This is a genomic window from Streptomyces sp. NBC_01317 (assembly GCF_035961655.1).
Classification (GTDB): domain Bacteria; phylum Actinomycetota; class Actinomycetes; order Streptomycetales; family Streptomycetaceae; genus Streptomyces.
Genome location: NZ_CP108393.1, coordinates 838,322 through 864,294, shown reverse-complemented (window position 1 = coordinate 864,294; position 25,973 = coordinate 838,322). Strand labels below are relative to the sequence as shown.

The following is a 25,973-nucleotide window of genomic DNA, read 5'->3' as shown; positions in this document are numbered from 1 at the left end:
GCTGACCAGCGGTCACGAACTCTACCCGGCCCCGAACGGACGTCACTCTTCCGCGTCCGCCCGGGCAGAGTCCGTGGCCGGTATCAGCGCTGCGGTACGGGGAAGGTCACCGGGCCCCGCCGGCCGGCCCGGTTCACCGCCCGGACGCCGAAGAAGACGTTGTCCTTCGACAGGTCCACGGTATGACTCGTCGCCGTACCCACCGTGATCACGGAGGTCCACTCCGGCGCGGTCGTCTCGCGCCACACCACCTCGTACCCCGCGAGATCGGGCTCCGTGCCCGGGTCCCAGACCAGCTGGGTGGCGTTGGTGAGCGCGCTGGTGACGATCTTCACCCCGCGCGGGGCCGCGGGGGCCTGGGCGAGGGTCCACAGCACCGCGCCGTTGACCCGCGCGACGCGGGCGATGTAGCCGAAGTCGCAGAACTCGGGCAGGTCGCCGTACTGCTTCCCGTCCACGACCCGCACGTCCTGGTGCTGGTGCGCGAAGTCCTCCGCCGGCTCGGTGAAGCGCGCCGCCGCGTAGCCGCGTTCCAGGAACGGGATGTGGTCACCGCCCCGCAGGTACCGGTCGCGGCGGTAGACCACCCGTACGTTCATGCCCGTCGCGTCGTTGTCCGCGACGTCGCGGACGAACCGGGCGAGCTGGCGGCTCGGCGAGTCGTTCTCGCCGCCGACCGAGCGCCGGGTGTCGGCCTGCTGCGGGGTCTCGGACGTGGGGACGCCCTCCGCGAACAGCCGCACGGTGTACGGGTCGCGGGTGCCGTCGTCCGCCCGGGAGCTGCCGACGATGTCGTTGGTGAACATGGCCTGGACGTTCGTACCGGCGGCCTTGAAGCTCTCCGCCAGGTACGCCGATCCGTACAGGCCCTGCTCCTCGCCCGCGACGGCCGCGAAGACGATCGTCGCGGCGGGACGGCGCTTCGCCATCACCCGCGCCAGCTCCAGGGCCACCGCGACCCCGGAGGCGTCGTCGTCCGCGCCCGGCGCGTCACCGGTCGCGTCCATCACGTCGGTGGCGCGGGAGTCGTAGTGCCCGGAGACGACGTGCACCCTCCCGGGGTCGACGGCGCCGCGGAGCGTCGCGACCACGTTGGTGATGCGGGTGGCCACCGGGATCCGGGAGGCGGGTTCCTGGATGTACGACTGGAGCTCCACGGTCATCCGGCCGCCGGAGGCCGCCGCGTACCGCTTCAGCTCGGCGAAGATCCAGTCCCGGGCGGCGCCGATGCCCCGCTCGGGGTCGTCCTGCGTGGACAGGGTGTGCCGGGTCCCGAAGGCGGCGAGGCGCCGTACGGTCGCCTCGATCCGGTCGCGGTCGACCTCCTTGAGCAGCTCCCGGAGCTCCCGGTCGGGGTGCTGGACGGTCGCGGCGGGTCTGCCGCCCGGCTCCCGGCCGCCGGATCCGGCCGCGCTCGCCGACGGGGCCGAGGCGACGACGGCCGCTCCGGCCGCGACGGCGGCGGCGGACGACAGTACGGTCCTGCGGGGCGTCCCTGTGGGGTGCTGGGGCATGACGGTCCCTTCCACGGATGCGGATGGGTCTGCCGGTACGCGAGAGGCGTGGGGCAGACCTGGCGCTCCATGGTCATGGACAGAACAACGGATCACAAGGCCGCACCGGAGGGGCCGGGGCGGCTCCATTCACGGACCCGCCCCGGCCCCCGCGTCGTCCTCAGGCCTTCGTCACCCCCGGGCGCCCCGATTCCACCCGCAGCCGGGCCAGCGCCACCGACGGCGACTGCGGCCGCAGGACCGTGCCGACCGTCCTCACCTGCGCGTCGATGCCCTTCGTCCCGATGTCGAAGAGGTGGTAGCCGCGGTGGCAGTCGATGAACTTCCAGTGCGGGTTGTCGGCGCGCAGCGGATCCCACTGCGCGTCGAACGCCGCCACGCTCTGGTCACCGTTGGAGCTGATGGACGTCCCCACGAACTCGGCGCCGACGACGGCCGACTTCGGGTCCGCGTAGTCCCGCTTCAGGTCGCTGATCATCGTCAGATGGCGGTCGCCGCTGAGCACCACCGGGTTCTGCACGTTCCGGAAGCGGGCCAGCAGATCGTTGCGCTCGACCTGGTAGCCGTCCCAGGCGTCGTAGTACCACTCCTTGCCGGGACCCGCGAGGATGTCGGTCTCCGCCATCATGATCTGCGAGGCGAGCACGTTCCAGCGGGCCCGGGAGGTGGTGAGACCCGACCGCAGCCACCGCTTCTGCGCCGCGCCCAGCATGGTCAGCGACGGGTCCAGGGCGCCCGCGTGCGTGACCGCCTGGTCGCTGCGGAACTGCCGGGTGTCCAGCACGTTGAGCCGTACCAGCCGGCCGAAGTCGAAACGCCGGTACATCCGGATGTGCGGACCGTTCGGCACGGCCGAGGCCCTGACCGGCATGTGCTCGTAGAACGCCTGGTAGGCGGCGGTCAGCCGGGCCACGAACGCGTCGTGCGGCTGCTTGCCCGGGTCCTGCGGGATCTCCCCGGCGAAGTCGTTGTCGACCTCGTGGTCGTCGAAGGTCACGATCCACGGGGCGGCCGCGTGCATGGCCCGCAGGTCGGGGTCCGTCTTGTACTGCGCGTAGCGGTTGCGGTACCCCACCAGGTCCACCGGCTCCCCGGTGCCCTCGTGGCGGCGTACGGCCGAGGCGGCGGGGGCGCTCTCGTAGATGTAGTCGCCGACGAAGACCACGACGTCCGGATCCTGCCGCCGCATGTCCGCGTACGGCGTGAAGTAACCGTTCTGCCAGTTCTGGCACGAGGCCAGGGCGACGCGCAGCCTGGAGGGGTTCGCGGCGGCCGTGCGGGTGTGCCCCACGGGGGAGAGCTGCGAGCCGGCGCGGAAGCGGTACCAGTAGTCCCGGCCGGCGCTCAGGCCCGTCACGTCCACGTGGACGCTGTGCCCCAGCGACGGCGAGGCGGCGGCGCTGCCCTGCCGGACGACGGTACGGAACCGCTCGTCCAGGGCCACCTGCCAGCGGACCGGCACCGTTCTGTCCGGCATGCCCCCGCCGTTGAGCGGGTCCGGGGCGAGCCGGGTCCACAGGACGACGGAGGTCGTCAGCGGGTCTCCGGAGGCGACACCGAGCGTGAACAGGCCGTCCGGCAGGGGGGCGTAGGCGGGGCGGGAGACTCCGCTCGCGCGGGCGGCGGGAGCGGTCAGCAACTGTCCGGTGGCGACGGCGCCGGCGGTGGCGGCACCGGCCATCAGCAGGCGGCGGCGGGCGAGTTCGGGCATGGGGGTTCCCTTCTCATTTGCGGCATAGCCGCGGAGAAGGTGTCAGGTCCACAGACACAGGCACCCAATTTCACCCGGCCGGACCGTGACACAAGAGTGTCCACTGACGCCGTATCAGCTCAATCCGGACGGAATGAATACCCCGGGAGTACCAACGGATTCACCTGAGTGCCACGGATCGGGCCGCCGGGCGCCTCCGGAGGGTCGTCGCGCGGCGCGCGTCCCGGCACGATCCGCACTCGGTCCGCAAGAGGTGTGCTACGACCGGATCCGGCCAACGCGCCGCCCGAGGGGTGCCGATCCGCCCTGTTCGAGCTGCTCTGAGCGAAATCACTCCCGCCGGGGGCCCCGGCTCCCTACGCTCGGAGTCAGCCGACCTCAGGGAGCCCGTGATGGAGATGCCAGGCACGCCGCCCCCGTACGCCGATGTCGCCCAACTCGCCTGGGCGGTGCTCCTGCTCGAACAAGCGCGCCATCTGTTCAAGGAGGCCGAGACCTCCTGCCGTACGCTCACCGCCCCCGGGACGGCCGTCGAACACGAGGCGGGGCTCGCCCTCCTCACCGCGGGAGCCTCGGAGGCGGCCGTCACGATGGCCTCCGCTCTCGGCTTCGCCACCGCGGGCCTCGACGCGAAGGCCGGCTGGAAGCTCCGCAGCGCCCGCGACCTCGGCAACCTCCCCGCCGGGATCAGCCGCACGGACCGCCCGCTGGAACCGGCCGTGACCGAGGCACTGCTGTTGGTACGTCAGGTGGCGGAGGTCTACAACCACGACACGGTGAGGGAGATAGACGACGCGCTCGCCGCGGGCGCCCCCACCTGGCCGCCGCCCGAGCGGGACGCGTACGGGCGGGAGCACGGGCACCGGATCTGAGGGGCGGGCGCGGCCGGGGCGAACGCCGCCCCGGCGCCGCCGGATTCACCGGGCGGCCCATCTGATTCAGACGGCCGCACCCCACGTGCCGGTTCCGCGCGGACCCTGTGAGATGCGCGCCATTATCGGCGGCCCGGGGGCGGTTGACGGTCTCTCTCCGCCCGGACGATCATGCTGGTCGGGCCGCTGTCAGGGCCGGGACCGACCGCCCGGTACCGCGCGCCCGTGGTTACGGGGGAGCGTCATGACGTGGGTCCGGGCGGGCTTCCCGCCCGGCTCCGTCCTGCGCGTTCCTATCTCGACGGAACGAACCGGAAAGAGACTCATGCGCTATCGCACCCGGGTGACGGCCCCGGCGGCCGCACTCCTCGGCACCGCCGCACTCGCCCTTTCCTCTCCCGCCGCGCAGGCGGCGCCTCTCACGGGTGGCCACGGCTCCCACGGCGGGGGCACCCCCGGCGGGGACAGCCTGGGCGACCCCGTCTACCCCGTGCTGGGGAACACCGGCTACCGCGTCTCCGCCTATCTGCTGGACTTCACCTACCTCGCCGACACCCAGCTGGTCGAGGCGCGCGTGACGATCGTCGCCCGCGCCACCCAGGACCTCTCCCGCTTCTCCCTCGACCTGCTGGGCCCGGTGGTCCACGAGGTACGGGTGGGCGGCCGGCGGGCGGTCTTCGAGCAGCGGGCCGAGAAGCTCGTGGTGACTCCGCCGTCCCGGGTGCGCGAGCACGGGGCGCTGGTCATACGGGTCGACTACACCGCCGACCCGCGCAAGATCGCACCGCCGTACAACGGCTGGGTGCCCACCCCCGACGGCTTCGCCGTCGCCGGACAGCCGGACCTGGCGCGGACCGTTTTCCCCTGCAACGACCACCCCACGGACAAGGCCCACTTCACCTTCCGTATCACCGCACCGGCCGGACTGACCGCCGTCGCGAGCGGTTCCCTCGTCTCCACCAGGACGCACGCCGACGGCACCACCACCGCCGTGTACCACTCGCGCGACCCGATCGCCACCGAGGTCGTCCAGGTCACCGTCGGGGACTACCGGATCGTGGAGCGTCCAGGACCGAGCGGGATGCGGCTGCGCGACGTCGTACCGACCGCGCGGGCCGAGGCCCTCGAACCGGCCCTCGCCCTGACGCCCGGTCAACTCACTTGGCTGGAAAGGCGGCTGGGGCGTTTCCCGTTCGAGGCGTACGGCATCCTGCCGGCCAACACGGACGCGCCCGACGCCTTCGACTTCACCGGCCTGGAGACGCAGACCCTCACGATCTACAAGCCGAACTACCTTCTCCAGAAGGAGAGCGCGATCGGCTCGCACATGATGCACGAGCTGGTCCACACCTGGTTCGGCAACCTGGTCTCCCCGGCGACCTGGGCCGACCTGTGGCTCAACGAGGGCCACGCGGACTACTACGGCCTGCTCTACCGGTACGAGCGCGGCTGGCCCGACTCGCTCGGACTGACCACCATGGAAGCCCGGATGAAGGACGTCTACTCCCGGGGCGACCAGTGGCGCAAGGACTCCGGTCCCGTCGCCTCCCCGACGGCCGCCAACCTCTTCGACAGCCAGCGCTACACCGGCGGGGTACTGGTCCTGTACGCGCTGTGGACGCTGGTCGGCGAGGACGTCTTCTCCCGTATCGAGCACACGTTCCTCGACCGGTACCGCAACTCCAGCGCCTCCACCAAGGACTACATCGCGGTGGCCACCGAGGTCGCGGGGCAGGACCTGACCGGGTTCCTCACGGAGTGGCTGTACGGCACGACCACCCCCCGCATGCCCGGTCATCCCGACTGGACCGTCACGCCTCCCACGGCGTCCGCGGCCCGGCGGGACGACCGGCCGACGCCGAAGGACCGGGCGAGCGCGACGCTGTGACGCCGTAGGGCGTCTCCGTGAGGTGGCGGGCGGTCGCGGCGGCCACCGACTCCAGCACCGGCCGCCAGTCCTCCATCACCCCCGCGTCCAGGCCGACGGCCTTGCCCTCGTCGTCGGCCTGACGCAGGGTCACGGCGTCCTCCGCCAAGGGGTCCCGGGCGAACGCCGCCGCTTCCGCCGGGGTCATCGGGCCGCCCTGGAGCAGGAGCGTGGCCGCGCTCTGCCCGGACAGCGGACGCCCGGGCTCCACGGCCGCCAGGTAGCGCTTGGCCGGCACGTGCAGCTGGACGAGCCGGGCGACCCGGACGCCCAGCAGCGGGCGTACCGCGTCCGCCGCGACATCCGCGTGGCGCGCGTCGTTGCCGGGCCGCAGCAGATGACCCAGGTCGTGGACGAGCCCGGCGATCTGGAGTTCCTTGTCGGCGGGGCGGCGCCGGCGCAGCAGCGCGGCCGTCTGCAAGGCGTGGTCGTGGAGGTCGACGGGATCGCCGGTGCGGTCCGGGGTGTCCCAGGCGCCCCGGCTCGCGTGGAGGAGATCCATCAGCTCATCGACCGAGTTCGCAGCCATGGTGGCCCTTTCCCGTCCTGTTCCCGTACTGGAATGCCTGCCGTCGCCCTGCCGAGCAGATCACGAAGTGGTGAACGGGTCGACGCCCGGCCTTCTGAACAGGCGGCGAACAAAGACCGACCGTATTTTGTTCGCCATTTCCCCTGTTGTGCGCGCCCCCCGTACGGCACGCTGGACGCATGAACGCTGCCAGACATGCCGGCGAACGTCTGATGACCTGGCCGGGTCTCAGCCGGGGCCGGGCCTACTGCGGCACAGACCTGTGCGTGCGCACCGAGTCCCAGGAGATCGTGCACTTCCACGGTGAGAACGAGGCCGATGTGCACCTCACCAACTCCATGATCGCCAAGCTGCGGCCCGCGCTCAAGCGGTCCACCGCGCTGCGGTTGCGGGCCGGCTCCGGCTGGGTCACGGTCCGGCTCGACACCGGCGCGGACATCGACCTCCTCGCCACCCTGGTCAGCGCGGCCCTCCAAGCCGTCGCCGGGCTGCCGGAGGAGGGCGGCACGGGGATCGTGACCGATCCCTGCACGCGGCACAACAGGGCGTACTCCCGCTGAGGGACCATCCAGGGCCACCGAGGACCCACGCTGCGGATGCGGGATCGCCGGGCAGCGGGGAGGGTGGGGGGTGAGTACGTTCCGAGTGAGGAGCAAGCAATGTCGATGATGGACAAGCTCAAGAACCTCATGAAGGGCCATGACGACGCGAGCCGCCAGGGCGTGGACAGGGGTGGCGACGCGTTCGATTCCAAGACCGACAACAAGTACAGCGGCCAGACCGACAGTGCCCAGAAGCGGATGAACGAGCAGATGGGGACGCAGGAGCCGCCGTCGGACGACCGCCCTCCGCAGCCCTGACCGCGCTCCGCCGGACTTGCACCTGCCACCGGACCTGATCGGGTCCGGTGGCAGGTGTGTGTGTTCTCAGGGGTTGTCGTCGGGGTTGTGGTCGTTGTGGTCGTCGGGGTCGAGCGCCCCCGTCCGGTCCAGCGCCTCCCTCACCAGCGCCGACGCGAACACCGCGGGATCGGTGTCGCCCGCCAGCCGCGCCAGCGCCGCCGGATCGTCCGGCAGGCCCAGGCGGCGTGCTCCCTGGAGCGCCTTGTCGTCCAGGTAGGGCGCGGCCTCCGGCCAGATCCCCTGGACCTCGCGCAGGAAGATGTCCGCGCCGACCGGGCCGATGCCCGGGTTCTTCTGGACCCCGGCGGCCAGCGCGCCGACGTCGCGGCCCGCCGCCTCGCGCAGCCGTCGCAGGTCGCCGCCGTACTCGTGGAGGAGCAGGCGGGCGCCGTCACCGAGCTGGGCGGCCGTGCGCTCGTCGTAGCGGCGGTAGCCACCGCGCCCCAGCGCGTCCACCCGCTCCTGCCAGGTGGCGTCGGCCATGCGCCGCGGTGTGCGCAGCCCCGCGTCGCCGAGGGCCCGGCAGGCCGCGACCGCGGTCCCGCCGCGGATCCGCGCGCTCAGCAGCAGGGCCAGGACCAGGGTGCGGTAGAGCGGCTGCGGTGTGTCACGCAGGCGGATACCGGCCTCCTGCGCGTAGGTACGGCCGTGGGTGCCGAGGAGCTTCCGTACGGTCTCGCTGTCACTGGATCGCGGCACAACGCGCCTCCTCCGACAGACAGTTGCCGGTGCGGCGCGGGGCAGGACCTCTCTCCCCGCGCCTCCACCATTGTCGCGCCGCCGGGCTCCGGGCGCACACGCTCCCGGCCGGATCAGGCCCGGGCGAACCAGCGGGTGATCTCGGTGTCCGTGATCTCCTCCCCCAACTCCTCCGGTAGGGCGTCCAGTTCGAGCTGGGCGACCTGGGCGTAGTGCTTCGCCACCCCGGGCGCGAGGATCTTGTCCGGCAGCGGCCCGGCCCGGAACGCGTCGAGAGCGGCGCTCAGTGTGGTGTGGACCGGCGGCGCGGTGTGATCCGCGTACGCGTTGCCCGTGACCGGCTCCGGCGGGGTGAGGGCGTGCTCGATGCCGTGCTCGACCGCGGCCAGGGCGGCCGTCAGGGCGAGGTAGGGGTTCGCGTCCGCCCCCGGCAGCCGTACCTCCAGGTGCGGGGTGGCCCGCCCCACCACCCGTACCGCGCAGGTCCGGTTGTCGTAGCCCCAGGTGAAGCTGGTGGGGGCGCCGGTGTCCGGCTGGTAGCGGCGGTACGAATTGGTGTTCGGCGCCCACAGCGGGGTGAGGTCGGGCAGGACCGCGAGCAGCCCGGCGACGGCCTGTGAGCCCGTGGCCGACAGGCCCCCCGAGGGGGCGGCGAACACCGGCTCGCCGTCCTGCCACAGGGACAGGTGCAGGTGCAGTCCGCTGGCCGTGCCGGGCTGCGGGGTGGGCATGAACGTCGGGGCCAGCCCCGTACGGTCGCCGGTGTGCCGGGCGATGCGCTTGAACAGGACGTGCCCGTCGCACGCCTCCACCGCGTCACCGTACGGGAAGGTGATCTCCACCTGTCCGGGCGCGGCCTCGGACTTGGCCGCCTCGATGGGCCGGCCCGCGTGTTCCAGGTGCTCCTGGAGGAGCCGCAGGTAGCGGCCGGTCCGCGGGTCGACCTCCAGGGCGAAGTCGCGGTTCTTCGCCGAGACGGGGCGCAGCGCGCGGTGGAGGGTGTCCTCCAGGCGCTGGTGGGTGCCCCGGTAGAGGGCGAACTCCGTCTCGATGCCCACCTTGACCCGCAGGCCCCGCTCGGCGAGCAGGTCGAGTTGCCGGCGCAGGATCCGGCGCGGCGACACCTCCACGGGCCGGTCGTCGAGAAAGGCGTCCGCCTGGACGACCACCGTCGCCGGATCCCAAGGGGCGGTCCGGATCGTCGTCAGGTCGGGCCGCACCTGGAAGTCGCCGATGCCGCTGTCCCAGGAGACCAGCTCGAAGTCGGAGGGCGGCAGCATGTCGATGTCCGTGGCCAGCACGTACGCGCACACGTCCGCCCCGTCGCCTGCCACCCGGTCCAGGAAGTACCGGGCGTGGTACCGCTTCCCCTGCTGCCTGCCCTGTACGTCGGCGAGCGCCAACTCCACGGTCCTGACGCGGCCTTCGGCCACCTCGCTCCGCAACTGGTCGAGCGTGAGGCGCCCGGTGGCCCGGGCCGGCCGGTCCTGGTCGGCGGTCATCAGATGAACTCCTCGACGTGGGCGCGGTCCTGGGCGGCCGGGGTGGGCGTGGGCGGGTTGTAGGCGCGGCGCGCGAACGGCCAGCGCAGCTCGGCCAGCAGCAGGACGGCGACCAGCGCCACCGGCGCGTAGTTGAACGTCTCGACGGTGACGGGGTTGCGCTGCGGCAGGCAGAACAGCACGGTCACGAAGACGACCCAGACCACCGCGATCCACCCCACCGGCTTGCTCCAGCGCCCCAGGTGCCAGGGGCCCTTGCGGAAGCGGTTCCCGTGGCGGAGGCGCAGGAAGATCGGGATCGCGTACGCGGGTGTCATCCCGATGATGTTGATCGCGGAGACGGCGGTGAAGGCGGTGGGCGAGTACAGGCTCGGCAGGGTGATCAGGCACGCGGCGGCGACCACGAGCCACACGGCCAGGTGCGGGGTCTGGCTGCGGCTCAGCCGCCGCCACAGGCCCGAGCCGGGCAGCGCCCCGTCGCGGGAGAACGCGAACACCATCCGGCTGCCGGCCGCGACCTCGGCGTTGCCGCCGCACAGCAGCACCACGATGACCACGGCGAGCAGCAGGGTGGCCCCGTCCGTGCCCACCGCGTCGACGAAGATCTGCGCCGGGGGTACGGGGGAGGCGGCGGTGGTCGCGTAGTCCTGGATCGCGGACGCCATGGAGGCCAGCAGGACGAAGCCCACCGCCCACGAGACCCAGATCGAGCGCACGATGCCGCGCGGGGCCGACACCGCCGCGCGGCTCGTCTCCTCCGACATGTGGGCCGAGGCGTCGTAGCCCACCAGGGTGCCCTGGGCGATCGCGAGGCCGATGCCGGTGACATACAGCGGATTCGCCCAGCCGGTGCCGTTGCTGAACTCACCGAGGACGAACGACGCGGACTGGTGGCTGTCCGGGGCGATCCACAGCACACCGAGGATGACGGCCACACCGGCGAGGTGCCACCACACACTGATCGAGTTCAGCACACTGACGAGCCGTACGCCGGCCAGGTTCAGGGCGGCGTGGAACAGGAGGATGGCGACGAAGATGACCATCGTCTCCTCCGGGGTGACGGCGATGCCCCACTGGAGGTCGAGGACGGCCCCGGTGAACAGGGCGGCGCCGTAGTCGATCACGGCGATACCGCCGATCAGCCCTAACAGGTTCAGCCAGCCCGTGTAGAACCCCCAGCGCCGCCCGCCGAGTTGGTCGGCCATGTAGAACATCGCGCCCGAGGTGGGGTACGCGCTCGTCACCTCGGCCAGCGCCATCCCGACGAAGAGCACGAAGAAGCCCACCACCGCCCAGCCCCACAGCATGACCGCGGGACCGCCCGCGATCAGGCCGGGCCCGTACAGCGCCATGCAGCCGCCCAGCACCGAGATGACACTGAAACTCACGGCGAAGTTGCCGAAACCGCCCATCCGCCGGGCCAGCACGGGTTCGTAGCCGAGATCGGCCAGCTGCCGGTTGTCGTCGGACACCTGCTCGGGTCCTGAGACGGGTTGTGGTCGGGTCGCACCAAACACTGAGGTCCTCCTCATGGGACACACTCATCGGGGAAAGGATCACCAGGAACGACGGCTCAGGGGGAGCCGTTCGCCAGGGCCGCGTCGTGCGCGTCGAGGAACAGGCGCTCCCACCGGGCGCCGTCGGCGACGAGGTACAGCCAGGGGCGGGGGGAGGCGTGGGGGCCCAGCGCGCGGAACACCTCGGCGGCGGGGCCGTACTGCTGGCTCGACCACAGCGCGTGCGCCAGGTAGTTCATGTCCTGCGTCAGACGGCGCGAGGTGGTGACGGCGAACCAGTCCCGGTACGCCACCCGTGCCCGCGCCAGCGCCCCGTCGGTCACCCAGTAGAGGCTGGCGTCCAGGGACTCGCGGCCGGTGTGGGCCGCCCGCCACCGCTCCACGGCGACATAGAGGGGGAGGGCAAGCAGGGCCGAGCCCGTGGGGGCCCCGTCCGCCACCCACCGCGCGAAGAAGTCCTGATGGGCGACCGAACCGCCCTTGCGGACCAGGAAGTAGCGCGCCATCCGGTGGTACGCCTCACGGTTGCCCGGGTCCCGCCGGTCGACCTCCGCCAACAGCCCCCAGGGGCCGGGGAACAGCTGCGGGTCGGGGGCGTGGCGCCGGTGCTCCGGGTCCACCTGGTCCGGGTCCAGCTCGGCGAGGGCCAGCCGGCAGAGGAACGGGACCGGATCGTGCGGTGCCACCTCGGCGGCGGCCGCGCAGGCCGCGCTCGCGGTCCACCACAGGCTCTGGAGGTGCTGGACGTCGCCGATACGGTTCGCCCGCAGCGCCCGCTCCACCGCGACCCGGGCGCGCATCACCGTCGCCGGCCGGCTGTCCGGGACCTCCCGCTGCCACGTCTGCACCACCGTGGTCCCCGCCGACGCGGCGCCCAGTACCTGCGTACGGAAGGTCCACTGCGCCCAGTCGGCGCCGGCCCCCGTGCGTAAGACGCCCGCCTCGGTGCGGAGGAGCAGATCCTGCATGGACATCCAGTAGCCCGAGGCCACGTCCTGGAGCACCGCGCGTAACTCGTGGTCGTCCCCGGCGGGCCCGGAGGACAACCGCATCCCCCGCCCGGACCTGTCGCCCGTCCCCATGGCGTTCACCGGCACCGGCCCCCGGGCCCGCCGGGGGCGGAGGACCGGGATAACGGCCGCACAGGAGACATCGTCAATCCTTGTCACAGGTCAGGGGGGTCGCTCGGAACGCCGCCCATCACCGAGGGTTCTTGTTCGGTGGCCCTGCGTCCCGGCGCACCAGCATGGCACTTGGGCTTTCGTAAAGAAAGCTCGACCGGAACTTTGTTCTCCCCAATTGCACGTCCCGGTGCGCCGATTGACCGTTTTCGACCGGGCGACCTCCGCCTGGCGGAATGTGTTTTCCATAATGGGGCTGTGAGGTGGGAACGGGCGCTTCAGGCGAGCAGGCGCAGCGCCACCTCCGCCAGGCCCACCCGGACCGTCTGGCCCCACGTCAGTTCCAGCGCGTCGCCCTCCATCCCGTCGCCGAACGCGACCAGCCGCTCCGACTCCACCGTCAGACGCAGCCGGTGGCTTCCGGTCAGGACGCCCGTCAGCCGGGACGTGCCGGTCGTGGGGGACGGCCAGGCCTCCCGTACGCACCAGACCAGGACGGGATCGGTCGGCGACGGCGCGGGCAGCGCGCCGCCGCCCAGCGAGCGCAGCCAGCCCGTCGCGCCCGTGCCCGTACCGATGAGCACCCCCGAGGACGCCTGGGCCTCGGCGGGAGCCGTCCCGTCGTCCGGGCCCAGCCGGTAGCGCGAGGTCTGGTGGTCGGGCCGGCCGAGATAGATCTCGTTGAGGGCGAGCAGGCGTTGGGTGTCGTCGGCGACCGCCTCGACCATCGTCAGCTCGTCGACCCGGGCGGTCCGCCCCGGCCCGGCCGCCCGGAGCAACGCGCCCGCGTCGCCCGGCCGGTGGCGTACCAGCACCCCGAGACCCCGCCCCGGATCCGTGTCGATCCCCACCACCACCTGCCCCGTCAGGTACTTCGCGGTGTTGGCGACCAGCCCGTCCGCGCCCACCACGACCACCACGTCCTCGGGACCGAACAGGAACCGGTCCAGGTCCGCCCGCTCCACCCGGGCCTGCCGCCACGACATAGGCACCGCCGCCGCCACCTCCGTCAGCGCGCGGAGCGCCCGGTGGTGCCGCGCGGCCACCTCGTCCAGGGACCGGCCGCGCGAGGAGAGGTAGAAGGCGGCCTGGCCGTGGGTGCCGTGCCGGGCGAGCAGCTCCTCGTACTCGCTGGTGCGGTGGACCAGCACCGCGCGCGGCGCCAGGCTCACGCGGACCCGTCCCCGGGGCGGCCCAGCTTGGCGAGCAGCCCGGTGAGCACGTCGGGGGAGAGGGTGAGGCTGTCGACGCGCGGCAGGTTCTCCGCGAGGCGTGTCGCCGCCAGCGCGTGCAGCGTCGCCGCGTCCACCTCGCCGTGCACCCGCAGCCAGGCGGACTGGGCCGCCGCCCGCGCGTCACCGGTCTGCCGCGCCGCCTCGGCCTGCGCGGTCGCGAGCTTCACGATCCGCCGTGCCTCGGCCTCGGCCCGTACGGCGTCGGCCGCCGCGCTCTCCTCGGCCTCGCGGCGGGCGTTGGTGCCGTGCTGCTCGACCAGCCGCTCCTCGCGCCGGGCCAGTTCGATCTTGCTGGCGAGTTCGTTCTCGGCGATGGCCCGCTCGCGCTCGACGGCCACGGCCCGCCGCTCGTAGGTGGCCCGGTCCGCCTCCTGCTGGATCAACTCCCGGGCGGGCGTGCGCAGGGCGCGCTCCACCTCCGCCTCCGGGCGGATGGCGACCACCCGCGCGGCCACCACCTCGATGCCGGTGGCCGGCAGCCGGGGCTCGGCCGCGAGTCCGTCGGAGATCCGCTGCCGTACGGACGCGACCCCGTCTGCCAGCGCCGCCGCCAGCGGGGTACGGGCCAGCACGTCGAGCGCGTGCTGCTGGGCCGTCTCGGTGAGCAGGGTGGCGATCTGCTCCAGCGGCGCGCTCCGCCAGGCGCCGGTGTCCGGATCGACGGAGAAGTCGATCCGGCCGGCCGCCGTTCCCGGGTCGCTGATCCGGTAGGTGACGGTCGCCTGCACGGTGACGTCCTGGAAGTCGGCCGTACGGGCGTGGAAGGCCATGGCCAACTCCCGGTCGTCGACCGGCACTTCGGAGAGGGCCGCGCTCAGCGCCCGGAACCAGAAGCTCAGCCCGGTGCCGTCGTGGGCGAGCTGTCCGCGCCGGTGGTGCCGTACGTAGGCGGTGGGCGCGGAGCGCAGATGGCGCCAGCCGAGGCGCCGGGTGATGTCGGCCATGGGAGGCCCCCCTTGTTGTCGTCATGGTGACGATATCGAAGGCGGCTCCTTGTCGTCAAGATGACGATATAAAGGGGGGGGGGAGGAGAGAACGGGAGAGGGGTGCGGTCAGGCGATGGACGCCGAGATGATCGCGGCCACCGCGAGGTTGCAGGACGCGGTCACCCACACCGCCGGATGCGGCTCCGCCTCGACCAGCGTCGCGCCCAGCTTCCCCGGGGTGACCAGATCCACCACCAGGAAGGCCACGGCCATCATCACCAGCCCCAGCACCCCGAACGCGGCGGTCGACGCGAGTCCCTTGCCGAAGTCGTCGTACGTCGTCCAGATCGAGGTGAACACGATGCCCCCGATGCCCAGCAGGGCCGAGCTGAGGAGGACCGCCGCGTTGCGGTTGCGCTCCTCCCATATCTGCTTCCCGAGCTTGCCCGGGGTCAGCAGGTCCACCAGGACGATGCCGAGGATCAGCAGGACCACACCGAGCGCCCCGTAGACGCCGGCCCGGCCAAGTCCGTTGAGAATGTCGCTCATTGAGAAGCTCGTCTCCGCCGCAGAAGTGGATCGTGGTAAAAGCGACGCAAAATGTATCGCACGGCCGTACGGGGTCCCCGTTCGCGGCGGCCCGAACCGGCGGCGCCGCCGGCGGGTTGCGTAGGCTGGAACCGTCACGTGAGTGTGGCTCTCCGCCCCACCGAACGACCAAGGGAGTCCGCCGCCATGGCCGACATCGAGATCCGCGACAACCGCGCGCAGGGCCGTCTGGAGGCGTACGAGGACGGCCAGGCCGTCGGCGTCGTCGCCTACTTCACCCTCGACGCCACCCCCGCCGCGCTGGTCGCGGTGCACACCGTGGTGGAGCAGGGCCACGAGGGCAAGGGCATCGCGGGCAAGCTCGTACGCGAGTTCTACGCGACGGCCGCGCGTGAGGGCGTGCCCGTCGTCCCCCTCTGCCCGTACGCGGCCACCTGGGCCGAGCGGCACCCCGACGAGGCGCCCCCGGCGCCGGCGGACGTGGTGGCGGCCGCCGAGGAGCAGCTGAAGGCGAGCACGGAGGTCTGGTGACCCCGGGGCCCGGTGACCGACGCGACGCCTCCGCCGGTGAGGCTTAGCATCGTGATCATGCTCGCGCTGCTGCACACCTCTCCCGCCCACGTCCCGGTCTTCGACGCCCTGCGCGACTCCGAGCACCCGGGCCTCGTCCTGCGGCACGTGGTGGCCGGGGAGCTGCTCGACCGGGCCAGGATCGAGGGGCCCGAGGCCGTGTCGGACGCGGTGGAGGCGGCGCTGGAGGATGTGGTCGCCGAGGGCGCGGCCGCCGTGCTCTGCACCTGCTCGACGCTCGGGGAGGTCGCGGAGAAGGCGGGCCGTACCCTCGGCGTACCGGTGCTCAGGGTTGACCGGCCGATGGCCGCGACGGCCGCCGAGGCGGGCCGGGTGGTGGTGGTCGCCACGGTGGAGAGCACGCTGGAGCCGACGCTCACGCTGATCCGCGAGGAGGCGGCCGGCCGGCCCGTCGACCTGCGGACCGTGCTGGTCGACGGCGCCTGGGAGCGGTTCGAGGCCGGTGACCTCGACGGTTACCTGGACGCGGTGGCGGCCGTCGTCGACGGCGTCACGGCGGCGGACGTGATCGTTCTGGCCCAGGCATCGATGGCCGGCGCGGCGGACCGGGCCGTGACCACCGTCCCGGTGCTCTCCAGCCCCCGGGCCGGCCTGAACGCCGCCGCGGTGGCCGCCGCCGCGCTCTCCTGACCCGCGGGCCCGGCGCGTCCCGACGCGTGGACCCGGCGCGCGTGGGCACGCGCACCGGGAGACATTGGGAACGTACGACCACGCACCACAGGAGGTCAGTCATGACCAGCCCGTATCCCGATCCCGTACCGCCGTCGCCCGTCCCCACGCCAGGACCGCCGGCACCAGGACCGGGACCGCTGCCGGGCCCGGGCCCCGCGCCTGTTCCCTCGCCGCCCCCGGCCCCCTCGCCCACGCCGCGCCCCTCGCCGCCCCCGGAGCCCGATCCGGTGCCGAGCCCGCCGGGCCCGGACCCCGTACCGGAACCGGAGCCCGCACCGGGGCCTCTGCGCGACACCCTCTGACACCCGGCTTCCACGCCGACCGGCCGACCGCGAGGACGCGGCCGGCCGGTCGGCGTGGAGGGCAGTGCTGTGTCAGCCGCCGCTGACCTCCGAACGGTCGCCGCCCCAGAGGGTGTGGAACGACCCCTCGCGGTCCGTACGCCGGTAGGTGTGCGCCCCGAAGAAATCACGCTGGCCTTGGGTCAGCGCGGCGGGCAGCCGCTCCGCGCGCAGCGCGTCGTAGTACGAGAGCGCCGCCGAGAAGCCCGGAGTCGGCACCCCCTGCACCGCCGCCGTGGCCACCACGGCCCGCCAGTCGTCCTGCGCCGTGCCGATCTCCTCGGCGAACTGCTTGTCCGACAGCAGGCTCGGCAGGTCGTGCCGCGTGTCGAACGCCGCCCGGATCCGGTCCAGGAACGCGGCGCGGATGATGCACCCCGCCCGCCAGATCGCCGCGACGGAACCGAGGTCGATGTGCCAGTCGTACTCGTCGCTGCCCGCCCGGATCTGGTGGAAGCCCTGCGTGTACGACACGATCTTCGACGCGTACAGCGCCTGCTCCACCTGGTCGGCGAAGCGCGCCGCCTCCGTGTCGTCCAGCGGGCGCGCGGTCGGCCCCGGCAGCCCGCGCGATGCCTCGCGCAGCGCCGCGTGGCCGGAGACGGCTCGCGCGAAGACCGCCTCGGCGATCCCGGAGACCGGCACACCCAGGTCGAGGGCGATCTGGACCGTCCAGCGGCCGGTGCCCTTCTGCTCGGCCTGGTCGACCACGACGTCGACGAACGGCTTGCCGGTCGCCTCATCCGTATGGGCCAGTACCTCGGCGGTGATCTCGATCAGGTAGGAGTCGAGCCGGCCGGTGTTCCACGTACGGAACGTCTCGGCGATCTTCGCGGGGGAGTAGCCCGCGACGGACCGCAGCAGGTGGTACGCCTCCGCGATGAGCTGCATGTCGGCGTACTCGATGCCGTTGTGCACCATCTTCACGAAGTGGCCCGCGCCGTCCGGGCCGATGTGCGCGACCGTACGCGCCCCGTCCGGTGCCTTCGCCGCGATCTTTTCCAGCAGCGGGCCGAGGGATTCGTACGACTTGGCGGAGCCGCCCGGCATGATGCTCGGGCCGTGCAGCGCGCCCTCCTCGCCGCCCGAGACCCCCACCCCGACGAAGTGGATGCCGCGCTCGCGCAGCTCCTTCTCGCGGCGGCGGGTGTCGGCGAAGTGGGCGTTGCCGCCGTCGATGATGACGTCGCCCTCCTCCAGCAGCGGGGCGAACTCCTGGATCACGGCGTCCGTCGGGTCCCCGGCCTTCACCATGATCATCAGGCGGCGGGGGCGCTCCAGGGCCGCGACGAACTCCTCCGCGCTCTCCGCGGGCACGAAGGTGCCCTCGTCGCCGAACTCCTCGACCAGGGCCCGGGTCTTGGCGGCCGTGCGGTTGTGCACCGCGACCGTGAGACCGTTGCGCGCGAAGTTGCGGGCCAGGTTGCGGCCCATCACCGCGAGCCCCGTGACGCCGATCTGGGCGGTACCACTCATGGAAGCGCTCCTGAAAGTTGTGAGTCTGTTAAGCCGGGCGTGAGCCTGTTACGTCGATCCTCAAGGTGCCCGGAGTCATCCGCATTCCGGGTCTGTCGCATCGTGTCGTGTTCCCGCCGCACGCGCGACGTGATCGGCCGATCGTGTCCGAACGGGCAGGGCCCGATGTGAGCGGCTTCTCGTGTAACCGGTCCGGTTGTGGGGAAAGGGGATTCCGGTTCGGGCTCCGTTCGGGCACAGGACGGTACCGAATCGGGCGGTGATGTGCGCGACAACAGCCGTTGTCGCGGGCGTGACCTGCGCCGACGCTCGGGGCGAAGCGGGCATGAACGGGCACAGTCGCATCGGTGAAGAACCTGGTCGCGGTGGGGGCTTTGCTTGTACAAACGACGCATGAGCCCGAACGGGTGCTGAGCCCGAGCCGCAGCGGAGCAGGGAAGTGTGTGTCGTGGACACCGACGAACGCCGACGAGAAATCCTGGAGATCGCCCGCCGTGCCGGGGCGGTCGACGTCACCGCGCTCGCCTCGAAGCTCTCGGTGGCCAAGGAGACCGTCCGGCGCGACCTGCACGCCCTGGAGGAACACGGCCTGGTACGGCGCACCCACGGCGGCGCCTACCCGGTGGAGTCCGCCGGCTTCGAGACGACCCTCGCGGTACGGACCACCCGTCTCGTCCCGCAGAAGTCCCGGATCGCGGCTGCCGCCGCCGATCTCCTCGGCGACGCGGAGACCGTCTTCGTCGACGAAGGCTTCACCCCGCAGCTCGTCGCCGAGGCCCTGCCCCGCGACCGGACCCTGACCGTCGTCACCGCCTCCCTCGCGGTGGCGACCGCGCTCGCCGACGCGGAGAAGATCGCGGTGCTGCTCCTCGGCGGCCGGGTCAGAGGCTCCACCATGGCCACGGTGGACCACTGGACCACACGTATGCTCTCCGAGTTCGTCATCGACCTGGCGTACGTCGGAGCCAACGGGATCTCCCGCGAGTACGGCCTCACCACCCCGGATCCGGCCGTCAGCGAGGTCAAGGCGCAAGCCATGCGCAGCTCCAGGCGCCGGGTCTTCGCCGGGATCCACACCAAGTTCGGCGCGGTGAGCTTCTGCCGGTTCGCCGAGGTCGCCGACTTCGAATCCATCGTCACGGACGCGGGCCTGCCCTCGGCGGAGGCCCAGCGGTACTCGCTCCTCGGACCGCAGGTCATCCGCGTCTGACACCCAGCGGCCCCCTCCGTTCCGTACCCGCCGCGCCGCTTCGGCCCGGCCGGGACGCGGGTCCGTACACCCCGAACCCCCTCACAACGAAGTGATCAGGAGACAACTCATGCCCGTCCAGCAAAGACGACGTGGAATCAGCGTCCGTGTGGGAGCAGGCGCCGCCCTGGCGGCCCTGCTCGCGGGGTGCAGCGGAGCAGGTGGCGGCAGCTCCTCCGGCGGGAGCGACTCGATCAACGTCCTGATGGTGAACAACCCGCAGATGGTCGAGTTGCAGAAGCTCACCGCGGACCACTTCACCAAGGACACCGGGATCAAGGTCAACTTCACGGTCCTGCCCGAGAACGACGTCCGCGACAAGATCAGCCAGGACTTCTCCGAGCAGGCCGGCCAGTACGACGTCGCCACCATCAGCAACTTCGAGGTCCCGTTCTTCGCCAAGAACGGCTGGCTGCACCCGCTGGACGACTACGTCAAGAAGGACAAGGCGTTCGACCAGCCCGACATCCTCAAGCCCCTCCAGGACTCGCTGACCGCCGCCGACGGCAAGCTCTACGGCGAACCCTTCTACGGCGAGTCGTCGTTCCTCATGTACCGCAAGGACATCTTCGCCGAGAAGAACCTGACCATGCCGCCCAAGCCCACCTGGCAGCAGGTCGCCGACCTCGCCGCGAAGGCGGACGGCGCGAAGAGCGGCATGAAGGGCATCTGCCTGCGCGGGCTGCCCGGCTGGGGCGAGGTCATCGCCCCGCTGACCACCGTCGTGAACACCATGGGCGGCACCTGGTTCACCAAGGACTGGGAGGCGCAGCTCACCTCGCCCGAGTTCACCAAGGCCACCCAGTTCTACGTCGACCTCGTCCGCGAGCACGGCGAGGCGGGCGCGGCGCAGTCCGGCTACTCCGAGTGCCTCAACAACATGACGCAGGGCAAGTCGGCCATGTGGTACGACGCCACCGCCGGCGCCGGCTCGCTGGAGGCCGCCGACTCCCCGGTCAAGGGCAAGATCGGTTACGTACCCGCGCCGGTCGACAAGACCGAGAGCTCCGGCTGGCTCTACACCTGGGCCTGGGGCATGCAGAAGGCGTCCACCAAGGACGAGAGCGCCTGGAAGTTCATCTCCTGGGCGTCCAGCAAGGAGTACGAGAACCTCGTCGGCGAGAAGATCGGCTGGCCCAACGTGCCCGCCGGCAAGCGCGCCTCGACATACGCCAACCCGGCCTACCTCAAGGACGCGGCGGCCTTCGCCGACGTGACCCAGCAGGCCATCACCTCGGCCAACCCGACCAACCCGGGCACCCAGCCCCGGCCCACGGTCGGCATCCAGTTCGTCGACATCCCGGAGTTCACCGACCTGGGCACGAAGGTCTCGCAGGAGATCAGCGCGGCCATCGCGGGCAAGCAGTCCGTCGCGGACGCCCTCAAGACCTCGCAGGCGCTCGCCGAGAAGGTCGGCAAGGAGCAGCAGTGAGTGCCCCCGTCCGTACCCCCTCGGCCTCCCCGGCCGGCGTGTCGCGGCCCCCGGCGCCGCGGCGCGCCGGCCGGGGGCCCTCGGTCAGGGCCCGCGCCTGGGCCACCAGGGCGCCCCTGCTGCCCGCGCTGATCTTCCTGATCGCGGTCACCCAACTGCCCTTCGTGGCGACGCTGTTCATCTCGCTCTTCGACTGGAACTCACTCGCCCCCGACGAGCGCGCGTTCTCCGGGCTGTCCAACTACAAGACGGTCGTGACGGACGAGTCCCTGCGCGAGTCGATCCTCACCACCATCCTGCTCACGGCGACCGTCGTGATCGTCAGTGTGGTGCTCGGGCTGCTGCTGGCGCTCCTGATCAACCGGAAGTTCATCGGGCGCGGGTTCGTCCGCACGCTCCTGATCACCCCGTTCCTGCTGGTGCCCGTCTCGGCGGCGCTGATGTGGAAACACCTGCTCTACAACCCCGAGTACGGTCTGCTGAACGGGGGGTGGGCCTGGTTCACCGGACTGTTCGGCGACTCCACGCCCGCCCAGCCCGACTGGATCACCGACATGCCGCTGCTGGCCGTCGAGGCGTCCCTCGTCTGGCAGTGGACGCCGTTCATGATGCTCATCCTGCTCGCCGGACTCCAGAGCCAGCCGCTGGACATGATGGAGGCCGCGCGCCTCGACGGCGCCGGCACCTGGCAGATGTTCCGCTTCCTGACGGTGCCTCACCTGCGCCGCTACCTGGAACTGGGCACCCTGCTCGGCGCGATCTACGTCGTGCAGAACTTCGACGCGGTGTTCACCATCACCGCGGGCGGACTGGGCACCGCGAACCTGCCGTACACCATCTACCAGACCTTCTACCAGGCTCACGAGTACGGACTGGCCTCCGCGGCCGGAGTGGTCGTCGTGATCGGCACGATCGTGATCGCGACCTTCGCCCTCCGCGTGGTCTCGTCCCTCTTCAGTGAGGAGGCGAGCCGCGCATGAGCACCACCACCGCCCCCGTGAAGGCGGCCCCGGCCACGGCGGCCTACGCGCCCGCCACCCGCAGGGCCAGGCGGCGCTCCGCGGGCCTCGGCCTGCTCGCCTGGGTCGTGGGGCTCGGCTTCTGCCTCCCGGCGCTCTGGATGCTGCTGACGTCCTTCCACTCGGAGACGGACGCGGCGACCAACCCGCCCTCGTTCACGGCGCCCCTCACCCTCGACAGCTACAAGGTGTTCTTCGGCTCCGACGGCGGCGCGAGCCCCTGGCCGCCGCTGATCAACTCCCTGACCGCCTCGCTGTTCTCGACCCTGTTCGTGCTGCTGCTGGCCCTGCCGGCGGCGTACGCGCTGTCCATCAAGCCCGTCCGCAAGTGGACGGACGTGATGTTCTTCTTCCTCTCCACCAAGATGCTGCCGGTGGTCGCAGGACTGCTGCCGATCTACCTCTTCGCGAAGAACATCGGCATGCTGGACAACATCTGGCTGCTCGTCATCCTCTACACCTCGATGAATCTGCCGATCGCGGTGTGGATGATGCAGTCCTTCCTCGCGGACGTCCCGGTCTCCATCATCGAGGCCGCGCAGATGGACGGCGCCAGGCTGCCGACCGTCCTCGCCCGCGTGGTGGCCCCGGTCGCCGCGCCCGGCATCGCCGCCACCGCGCTGATCTGCTTCATCTTCAGCTGGAACGAGCTCCTGTTCGCCCGGGTGCTCACCGGTGTCACCGCGCAGACGGCGCCCGTCTTCCTGACGGGTTTCGTCACCAGCCAGGGCCTCTTCCTGGCCCAGCTGTGCGCCGCCGCCGTCGTCGTGTCCCTGCCGGTGCTCGCCGCCGGTTTCGCCGCCCAGGACAAACTGGTCCAGGGCCTCTCTCTTGGAGCAGTCAAATGAGGGCCGCGATCATCGAAGCCCCCGGCAAGGTCTCCGTCACGACGGTGCCCGACCCCACCCCCGGCCCCCGGGACGTGGTCGTCGCCGTCGCGTCCTGCGGGCTCTGCGGCACCGATCTGCACATCCTCCAGGGCGAGTTCGCGCCCACCCTGCCGATCGTCCCCGGCCACGAGTTCGCCGGCGAGATCGTCGGGATCGGCTCCGACGTCACCGAACTCGCCCTGGGCGACAAGGTCGCCGTCGACCCCTCGCTCTACTGCCACGAGTGCCACTACTGCCGGATCGGGCGCGGCAACCTGTGCGAGCGGTGGAACGCGATCGGCGTCAGCAAGCCCGGCGGCGCCGCCCAGTTCGCCGTCGCGCCCGTCGCCAACTGCGTCCGGCTGCCCGACCACATCGACGTCAAGGACGCCGCGCTGATCGAGCCGCTGTCCTGCGCGGTGCGCGGCTACGACGTCCTGCGCTCCACGCTCGGCGCCGAGGTCCTGATCTACGGCTCCGGCACCATGGGCCTGATGATGCTGGAGCTCGCCAAGCGCACCGGCGCCGCCTCCGTCGACATCCTGGACATCAACCCGGAGCGGCTCGCGACCGCCGCTACCCTCGGCGTCTCGCGCTCCGCCGCCTCCGCGGAGGAACTGGACACGCCGCGCGGCTGGGACATCGTCGTCGACGCGACCGGCAACGCCGCCGCCATCCAGGACGGCCTCGGACGGGTCGCCAAGGGCGGTACGTTCCTCCAGTTCGGGGTCGCCGACTACGCGACGACCGCGGTCATCGAGCCGTACCGCATCTACAACCAGGAGATCACGATCACCGGCTCGATGGCGGTGCTGCACAGCTACGAGCGGGCCGCCGCGCTCTTCGCCAGCGGGGTGCTCGACCCGGCGGTGTTCATCAGCGACCGGATGCCCCTGGAGTCGTACCCCGAGGCGCTGGACCGGTTCAAGGCGGGCCAGGGACGCAAGATCGTGGTCGAGCCGTGACCGGCGGGCCCGGCGCCGTGCTGGTGATGGGGGAGGCGCTGATCGACCTCGTACCGTCCCCGGACGACCGGCTGACCCAGCACGCCCAGCCCGGCGGCGCGCCCGCGAACGTCGCCGCCGGACTGGCCGCGCTCTCCACCCCCAGCTGGTTCGCCGGCACCCTCGGCGGGGACGGCTTCGCCCGGGCGATCGAGGGGCGGCTGGTCTCGGCCGGCACCGAACTCGGCCTGTGCGGGCGGTCGGAGCTGCCCACCGCCCTCGCGGTCGCCGACCCGGGACCCGACGGCACGGGCTACCACTTCCACCTCCAGGACACCGCGACCTTCCGCATCGCCGAACGTGCTTCTGAGGCGGGGGAGTTCGGGGCGGTGTACGTGGGCGGGCTCGCCGCGGTCGTGTCCCCGGCGGCCGAGGCGGTGGCGGCGACCGCCCGCGCGGCGGCGGAGCGCTCGGTGCTGGTGGTCGACCCCAACGTACGCGAGGACCGCACGCTGGACGCCGGGTCGGGGGCGCGGCGGCTGCGGGAGCTGTGCGCCCTGGCGGGGATCGTCAAGGCCAGTGACGAGGACGTGCTCCGGCTCTGGCCGGGGGCCGACCCCGGCGAGACGTGCCGGCGGCTGGCGCGGGAGGGGCGGCTGGTGGTGCTGACGCGCGGGGCGCGCGGCGCGACCGCCTACACCCGGGCCGGGGAGCCGGTGACGGTGCCGGCGGTGCCGGTCGAGGTGGTCAACACCATCGGTGCGGGGGACGCGTTCATGGCGGCGGTGCTCAACTGGCTGGCCGGGGAGGGGGCGTTCGCGCGGGCGGGGGAGCTGTCGCCCGCCGGCGCGGCGGAGATGCTGGGATTCGCGTCCCGGGTCGCGGCGTCGGTGGTGGCACAGGAGGGGACGCAGCCGGTGCCGGTGACCTGAGGTGCACGGCCTTCGGCCGTAGTGTGTCCTCAATCGCCGGACGGGCTTGATTTGTTCCGCCGGACGGGCTGAAATTCAGCCCGTCCGGCGATTGAGGACAAAGCCTCAGGCCGACGCCTCGCGGATGATCTCCGCGTAGCGGTACCCGCTGGACTTGATCGTGCGGGTCTGCGTCTCGTAGTCCACGTGGACCAGGCCGAACCGCTTGTCGTAGCCGTACGCCCACTCAAAGTTGTCCATGAGCGACCACGCGAAGTACCCCGCGAGCGGGGCGCCCTTCTCCACCGCCCGGGCGCAGGCCGCGAGGTGGTCCTCCAGGTAACGGGTCCGCTCGGGGTCGTCGACCGTACCGTCCGCGCCTACGACGTCGGGGAAGGCCGAGCCGTTCTCCGTCACGTAGATCCGCCCGACGCCGTACTCGTCGGTGAGGCGGAGCAGCAGCTGCTCCAGGCCCTCCGCGTGCACCTCCCAGCCCATGTGGGTGTGGAGCGCGTTCGGCCCCTCGACCTGCTGGGCGAAGGGCGCGATGCCCGTCGGGTCGTCCTTCACGATCTGGCGGAAGTAGTAGTTCACTCCCATCCAGTCCAGCGGCGCCGCGATGGTCTCCAGGTCACCCGGCCGGATCGGCAGTTCCACGCCGTACAGGTCGACCATGTCCTGCGGATAGCCGCGCCCGAGGATCGGGTCCAGCCACCAGCGGTTGGTGTGCCCGTCGGCGCGCACGGCGGCGGCGCGGTCCGCGTCGCTGTCCGAGGCCGCCTCGACCGGGCTGAGGTTGTTGACGATGCCGACGCGGGCGTCCGGCGAGACCGCGCGGATCGCCTGGACGGCGAGCCCGTGGCCGAGGTGCAGATGGTACGAGGTGCGCACCGCCGCTTCGAGGTCGGTGACGCCGGGCGCCATCTTGCCTTCGAGGTGGCCGATCCACGACGAGCACAGCGGCTCGTTGAGGGTCGCCCAGTCCTTGACGCGGTCGCCGAGGCGCTCGGCGACGACGGAGGCGTACCGGGCGAAGTGCTCGGCGGTCTCGCGGACCGGCCAGCCGCCCCGGTCCTGGAGCGCCTGCGGCAGGTCCCAGTGGTAGAGCGTGGCGAACGGCGCGATGCCGGCCTCCAGCAGTCCGTCCACGAGCCGGTCGTAGAAGTCGAGGCCCGCCTTGTTGACGGGTCCGTCGCCGCCCGGGATGACCCGCGGCCAGGCCAGCGAGAAGCGGTACGCGTCCACGCCGAGCCGCTTCATCAGCCCGATGTCCTCGGGCACCCGGTGGTAGTGGTCGCAGGCCACGTCACCGTTGTCGTTGTTGTCGATCGTGCCGGGGAGGTGCGAGAACGTGTCCCAGATCGACGGGGCACGGCCGTCCTCGGCCACCGCCCCCTCGATCTGGTACGCGGCCGTGGCGACGCCCCAGGTGAAATCGGGAGGGAGGGCGTTGAGGTCGTTCACG

24 protein-coding genes are annotated in these 25,973 nt (G+C 71.9%); 12 read left to right on the top strand and 12 right to left on the bottom strand.

The features are described 5' to 3' along the window. Nucleotides 1-83 precede the first annotated feature (83 nt). The gene (locus OG349_RS03600) at nucleotides 84-1,514 is read right to left on the bottom strand and encodes a M20/M25/M40 family metallo-hydrolase (protein WP_327233186.1); all 1,431 of its coding nucleotides are present in this window, start codon (nucleotides 1,512-1,514) and stop codon (nucleotides 84-86) included. A gap of 160 nt (nucleotides 1,515-1,674) precedes the next feature. Further along, nucleotides 1,675-3,225, bottom strand: a complete 1,551-nt coding sequence (locus tag OG349_RS03595) for an alkaline phosphatase D family protein (protein WP_327233185.1) — start codon at nucleotides 3,223-3,225, stop codon at nucleotides 1,675-1,677. 392 nt (nucleotides 3,226-3,617) lie between these two features. Between OG349_RS03595 and OG349_RS03590 the strand changes: the two genes are divergently transcribed. Beyond that, the gene (locus OG349_RS03590) at nucleotides 3,618-4,097 is read left to right on the top strand and encodes a hypothetical protein (protein ID WP_327233184.1); all 480 of its coding nucleotides are present in this window, start codon (nucleotides 3,618-3,620) and stop codon (nucleotides 4,095-4,097) included. 325 nt (nucleotides 4,098-4,422) lie between these two features. Further along, entirely contained in the window at nucleotides 4,423-5,985 is a 1,563-nt protein-coding gene (locus OG349_RS03585; protein WP_327233183.1) for a M1 family metallopeptidase, read from the top strand. Here OG349_RS03585 and OG349_RS03580 read toward each other — a convergent pair. Continuing rightward, complete coding sequence (locus OG349_RS03580; protein ID WP_327233182.1) at nucleotides 5,909-6,553, bottom strand: HD domain-containing protein; 645 nt, start codon at nucleotides 6,551-6,553, stop codon at nucleotides 5,909-5,911. The genes OG349_RS03585 and OG349_RS03580 overlap by 77 nt on opposite strands. Nucleotides 6,554-6,732: 179 nt before the next feature. Between OG349_RS03580 and OG349_RS03575 the strand changes: the two genes are divergently transcribed. Together OG349_RS03575 and OG349_RS03570 are read left to right on the top strand one after the other, a co-directional pair. Next, the gene (locus OG349_RS03575; RefSeq protein ID WP_327233181.1) at nucleotides 6,733-7,113 is read left to right on the top strand and encodes a luciferase domain-containing protein; all 381 of its coding nucleotides are present in this window, start codon (nucleotides 6,733-6,735) and stop codon (nucleotides 7,111-7,113) included. Nucleotides 7,114-7,212: 99 nt separating this feature from the next. Further along, nucleotides 7,213-7,413: an antitoxin gene (locus OG349_RS03570; RefSeq protein ID WP_327233180.1), complete on the top strand. Its 201-nt coding sequence runs from the start codon at nucleotides 7,213-7,215 to the stop codon at nucleotides 7,411-7,413. Between the two features lie 66 nt (nucleotides 7,414-7,479). Here OG349_RS03570 and OG349_RS03565 read toward each other — a convergent pair whose 3' ends face one another. From OG349_RS03565 to OG349_RS03535, 7 genes are all read right to left on the bottom strand, one after another. Next, nucleotides 7,480-8,154 carry an endonuclease gene (locus OG349_RS03565; RefSeq protein ID WP_327233179.1) on the bottom strand — a complete coding sequence of 225 codons (675 nt, stop codon included), beginning with the start codon at nucleotides 8,152-8,154 and terminating at the stop codon, nucleotides 7,480-7,482. Between the two features lie 113 nt (nucleotides 8,155-8,267). Continuing rightward, complete coding sequence (locus OG349_RS03560; RefSeq protein WP_327233178.1) at nucleotides 8,268-9,656, bottom strand: glutamine synthetase family protein; 1,389 nt, start codon at nucleotides 9,654-9,656, stop codon at nucleotides 8,268-8,270. Continuing rightward, complete coding sequence (locus OG349_RS03555) at nucleotides 9,656-11,188, bottom strand: amino acid permease (RefSeq protein ID WP_327233177.1); 1,533 nt, start codon at nucleotides 11,186-11,188, stop codon at nucleotides 9,656-9,658. The genes OG349_RS03560 and OG349_RS03555 overlap by 1 nt, the downstream gene beginning before the upstream one ends. Before the next feature lie 41 nt (nucleotides 11,189-11,229). Beyond that, entirely contained in the window at nucleotides 11,230-12,255 is a 1,026-nt protein-coding gene (locus OG349_RS03550) for a hypothetical protein (protein ID WP_327238428.1), read from the bottom strand. Nucleotides 12,256-12,572: 317 nt separating this feature from the next. Further along, nucleotides 12,573-13,466 (bottom strand): hypothetical protein, encoded by an 894-nt coding sequence (locus OG349_RS03545; protein WP_327233176.1) that lies wholly within the window; start codon nucleotides 13,464-13,466, stop codon nucleotides 12,573-12,575. Then, complete coding sequence (locus OG349_RS03540) at nucleotides 13,463-14,473, bottom strand: SPFH domain-containing protein (protein WP_327233175.1); 1,011 nt, start codon at nucleotides 14,471-14,473, stop codon at nucleotides 13,463-13,465. The genes OG349_RS03545 and OG349_RS03540 overlap by 4 nt, the downstream gene beginning before the upstream one ends. A 108-nt stretch (nucleotides 14,474-14,581) precedes the next feature. Further along, nucleotides 14,582-15,004: a DUF350 domain-containing protein gene (locus OG349_RS03535; protein WP_161308425.1), complete on the bottom strand. Its 423-nt coding sequence runs from the start codon at nucleotides 15,002-15,004 to the stop codon at nucleotides 14,582-14,584. A gap of 186 nt (nucleotides 15,005-15,190) precedes the next feature. Between OG349_RS03535 and OG349_RS03530 the strand changes: the two genes are divergently transcribed. Together OG349_RS03530 and OG349_RS03525 are read left to right on the top strand one after the other, a co-directional pair. Continuing rightward, nucleotides 15,191-15,535 (top strand): GNAT family N-acetyltransferase, encoded by a 345-nt coding sequence (locus OG349_RS03530; RefSeq protein WP_327233174.1) that lies wholly within the window; start codon nucleotides 15,191-15,193, stop codon nucleotides 15,533-15,535. 57 nt (nucleotides 15,536-15,592) lie between these two features. Next, nucleotides 15,593-16,225, top strand: coding sequence for an aspartate/glutamate racemase family protein (locus OG349_RS03525; RefSeq protein WP_327233173.1), 633 nt, complete (start codon nucleotides 15,593-15,595; stop codon nucleotides 16,223-16,225). A gap of 416 nt (nucleotides 16,226-16,641) precedes the next feature. Here OG349_RS03525 and gndA read toward each other — a convergent pair whose 3' ends face one another. Further along, the gene (gndA, locus tag OG349_RS03520; protein WP_327233172.1) at nucleotides 16,642-18,084 is read right to left on the bottom strand and encodes an NADP-dependent phosphogluconate dehydrogenase; all 1,443 of its coding nucleotides are present in this window, start codon (nucleotides 18,082-18,084) and stop codon (nucleotides 16,642-16,644) included. A 448-nt stretch (nucleotides 18,085-18,532) separates the two neighbouring features. On the opposite strand from gndA, the gene OG349_RS03515 reads away from it, so the two are divergent. From OG349_RS03515 to OG349_RS03490, 6 genes are all read left to right on the top strand, one after another. Then, nucleotides 18,533-19,294, top strand: coding sequence for a DeoR/GlpR family DNA-binding transcription regulator (locus OG349_RS03515; protein ID WP_327233171.1), 762 nt, complete (start codon nucleotides 18,533-18,535; stop codon nucleotides 19,292-19,294). 109 nt (nucleotides 19,295-19,403) lie between these two features. Beyond that, nucleotides 19,404-20,765 carry an ABC transporter substrate-binding protein gene (locus OG349_RS03510; RefSeq protein WP_327233170.1) on the top strand — a complete coding sequence of 454 codons (1,362 nt, stop codon included), beginning with the start codon at nucleotides 19,404-19,406 and terminating at the stop codon, nucleotides 20,763-20,765. 38 nt (nucleotides 20,766-20,803) lie between these two features. Next, nucleotides 20,804-21,745 carry a carbohydrate ABC transporter permease gene (locus OG349_RS03505; RefSeq protein WP_327238427.1) on the top strand — a complete coding sequence of 314 codons (942 nt, stop codon included), beginning with the start codon at nucleotides 20,804-20,806 and terminating at the stop codon, nucleotides 21,743-21,745. Next, nucleotides 21,742-22,632 carry a carbohydrate ABC transporter permease gene (locus tag OG349_RS03500; protein ID WP_327233169.1) on the top strand — a complete coding sequence of 297 codons (891 nt, stop codon included), beginning with the start codon at nucleotides 21,742-21,744 and terminating at the stop codon, nucleotides 22,630-22,632. The genes OG349_RS03505 and OG349_RS03500 overlap by 4 nt, the downstream gene beginning before the upstream one ends. Then, entirely contained in the window at nucleotides 22,629-23,618 is a 990-nt protein-coding gene (locus OG349_RS03495) for a zinc-dependent alcohol dehydrogenase family protein (RefSeq protein WP_327233168.1), read from the top strand. Before OG349_RS03500 ends, OG349_RS03495 begins: the two co-directional genes overlap by 4 nt. Continuing rightward, nucleotides 23,615-24,529, top strand: coding sequence for a PfkB family carbohydrate kinase (locus OG349_RS03490; RefSeq protein WP_327233167.1), 915 nt, complete (start codon nucleotides 23,615-23,617; stop codon nucleotides 24,527-24,529). Before OG349_RS03495 ends, OG349_RS03490 begins: the two co-directional genes overlap by 4 nt. 105 nt (nucleotides 24,530-24,634) lie before the next feature. On the opposite strand, the gene OG349_RS03485 is transcribed toward OG349_RS03490, so the two are convergent. Beyond that, nucleotides 24,635-25,972: a GH1 family beta-glucosidase gene (locus OG349_RS03485; RefSeq protein WP_327238426.1), complete on the bottom strand. Its 1,338-nt coding sequence runs from the start codon at nucleotides 25,970-25,972 to the stop codon at nucleotides 24,635-24,637. Nucleotide 25,973: the final 1 nt, after the last annotated feature.

Bases quoted from the DNA above. Each gene is read 5' to 3' on its own strand.
- OG349_RS03600 (WP_327233186.1), bottom strand. From the start codon at position 1,514: ATGCCCCAGCACCCCACAGGGACGCCCCGCAGGACCGTACTGTCGTCC.
- OG349_RS03595 (WP_327233185.1), bottom strand. From the start codon at position 3,225: ATGCCCGAACTCGCCCGCCGCCGCCTGCTGATGGCCGGTGCCGCCACC.
- OG349_RS03590 (WP_327233184.1), top strand. From the start codon at position 3,618: ATGGAGATGCCAGGCACGCCGCCCCCGTACGCCGATGTCGCCCAACTC.
- OG349_RS03585 (WP_327233183.1), top strand. From the start codon at position 4,423: ATGCGCTATCGCACCCGGGTGACGGCCCCGGCGGCCGCACTCCTCGGC.
- OG349_RS03580 (WP_327233182.1), bottom strand. From the start codon at position 6,553: ATGGCTGCGAACTCGGTCGATGAGCTGATGGATCTCCTCCACGCGAGC.
- OG349_RS03575 (WP_327233181.1), top strand. From the start codon at position 6,733: ATGAACGCTGCCAGACATGCCGGCGAACGTCTGATGACCTGGCCGGGT.
- OG349_RS03570 (WP_327233180.1), top strand. From the start codon at position 7,213: ATGTCGATGATGGACAAGCTCAAGAACCTCATGAAGGGCCATGACGAC.
- OG349_RS03560 (WP_327233178.1), bottom strand. From the start codon at position 9,656: ATGACCGCCGACCAGGACCGGCCGGCCCGGGCCACCGGGCGCCTCACG.
- OG349_RS03555 (WP_327233177.1), bottom strand. From the start codon at position 11,188: ATGAGGAGGACCTCAGTGTTTGGTGCGACCCGACCACAACCCGTCTCA.
- OG349_RS03550 (WP_327238428.1), bottom strand. From the start codon at position 12,255: ATGGGGACGGGCGACAGGTCCGGGCGGGGGATGCGGTTGTCCTCCGGG.
- OG349_RS03540 (WP_327233175.1), bottom strand. From the start codon at position 14,473: ATGGCCGACATCACCCGGCGCCTCGGCTGGCGCCATCTGCGCTCCGCG.
- OG349_RS03535 (WP_161308425.1), bottom strand. From the start codon at position 15,004: ATGAGCGACATTCTCAACGGACTTGGCCGGGCCGGCGTCTACGGGGCG.
- OG349_RS03530 (WP_327233174.1), top strand. From the start codon at position 15,191: ATGGCCGACATCGAGATCCGCGACAACCGCGCGCAGGGCCGTCTGGAG.
- OG349_RS03525 (WP_327233173.1), top strand. From the start codon at position 15,593: ATGCTCGCGCTGCTGCACACCTCTCCCGCCCACGTCCCGGTCTTCGAC.
- gndA (WP_327233172.1), bottom strand. From the start codon at position 18,084: ATGAGTGGTACCGCCCAGATCGGCGTCACGGGGCTCGCGGTGATGGGC.
- OG349_RS03510 (WP_327233170.1), top strand. From the start codon at position 19,404: ATGCCCGTCCAGCAAAGACGACGTGGAATCAGCGTCCGTGTGGGAGCA.
- OG349_RS03500 (WP_327233169.1), top strand. From the start codon at position 21,742: ATGAGCACCACCACCGCCCCCGTGAAGGCGGCCCCGGCCACGGCGGCC.
- OG349_RS03495 (WP_327233168.1), top strand. From the start codon at position 22,629: ATGAGGGCCGCGATCATCGAAGCCCCCGGCAAGGTCTCCGTCACGACG.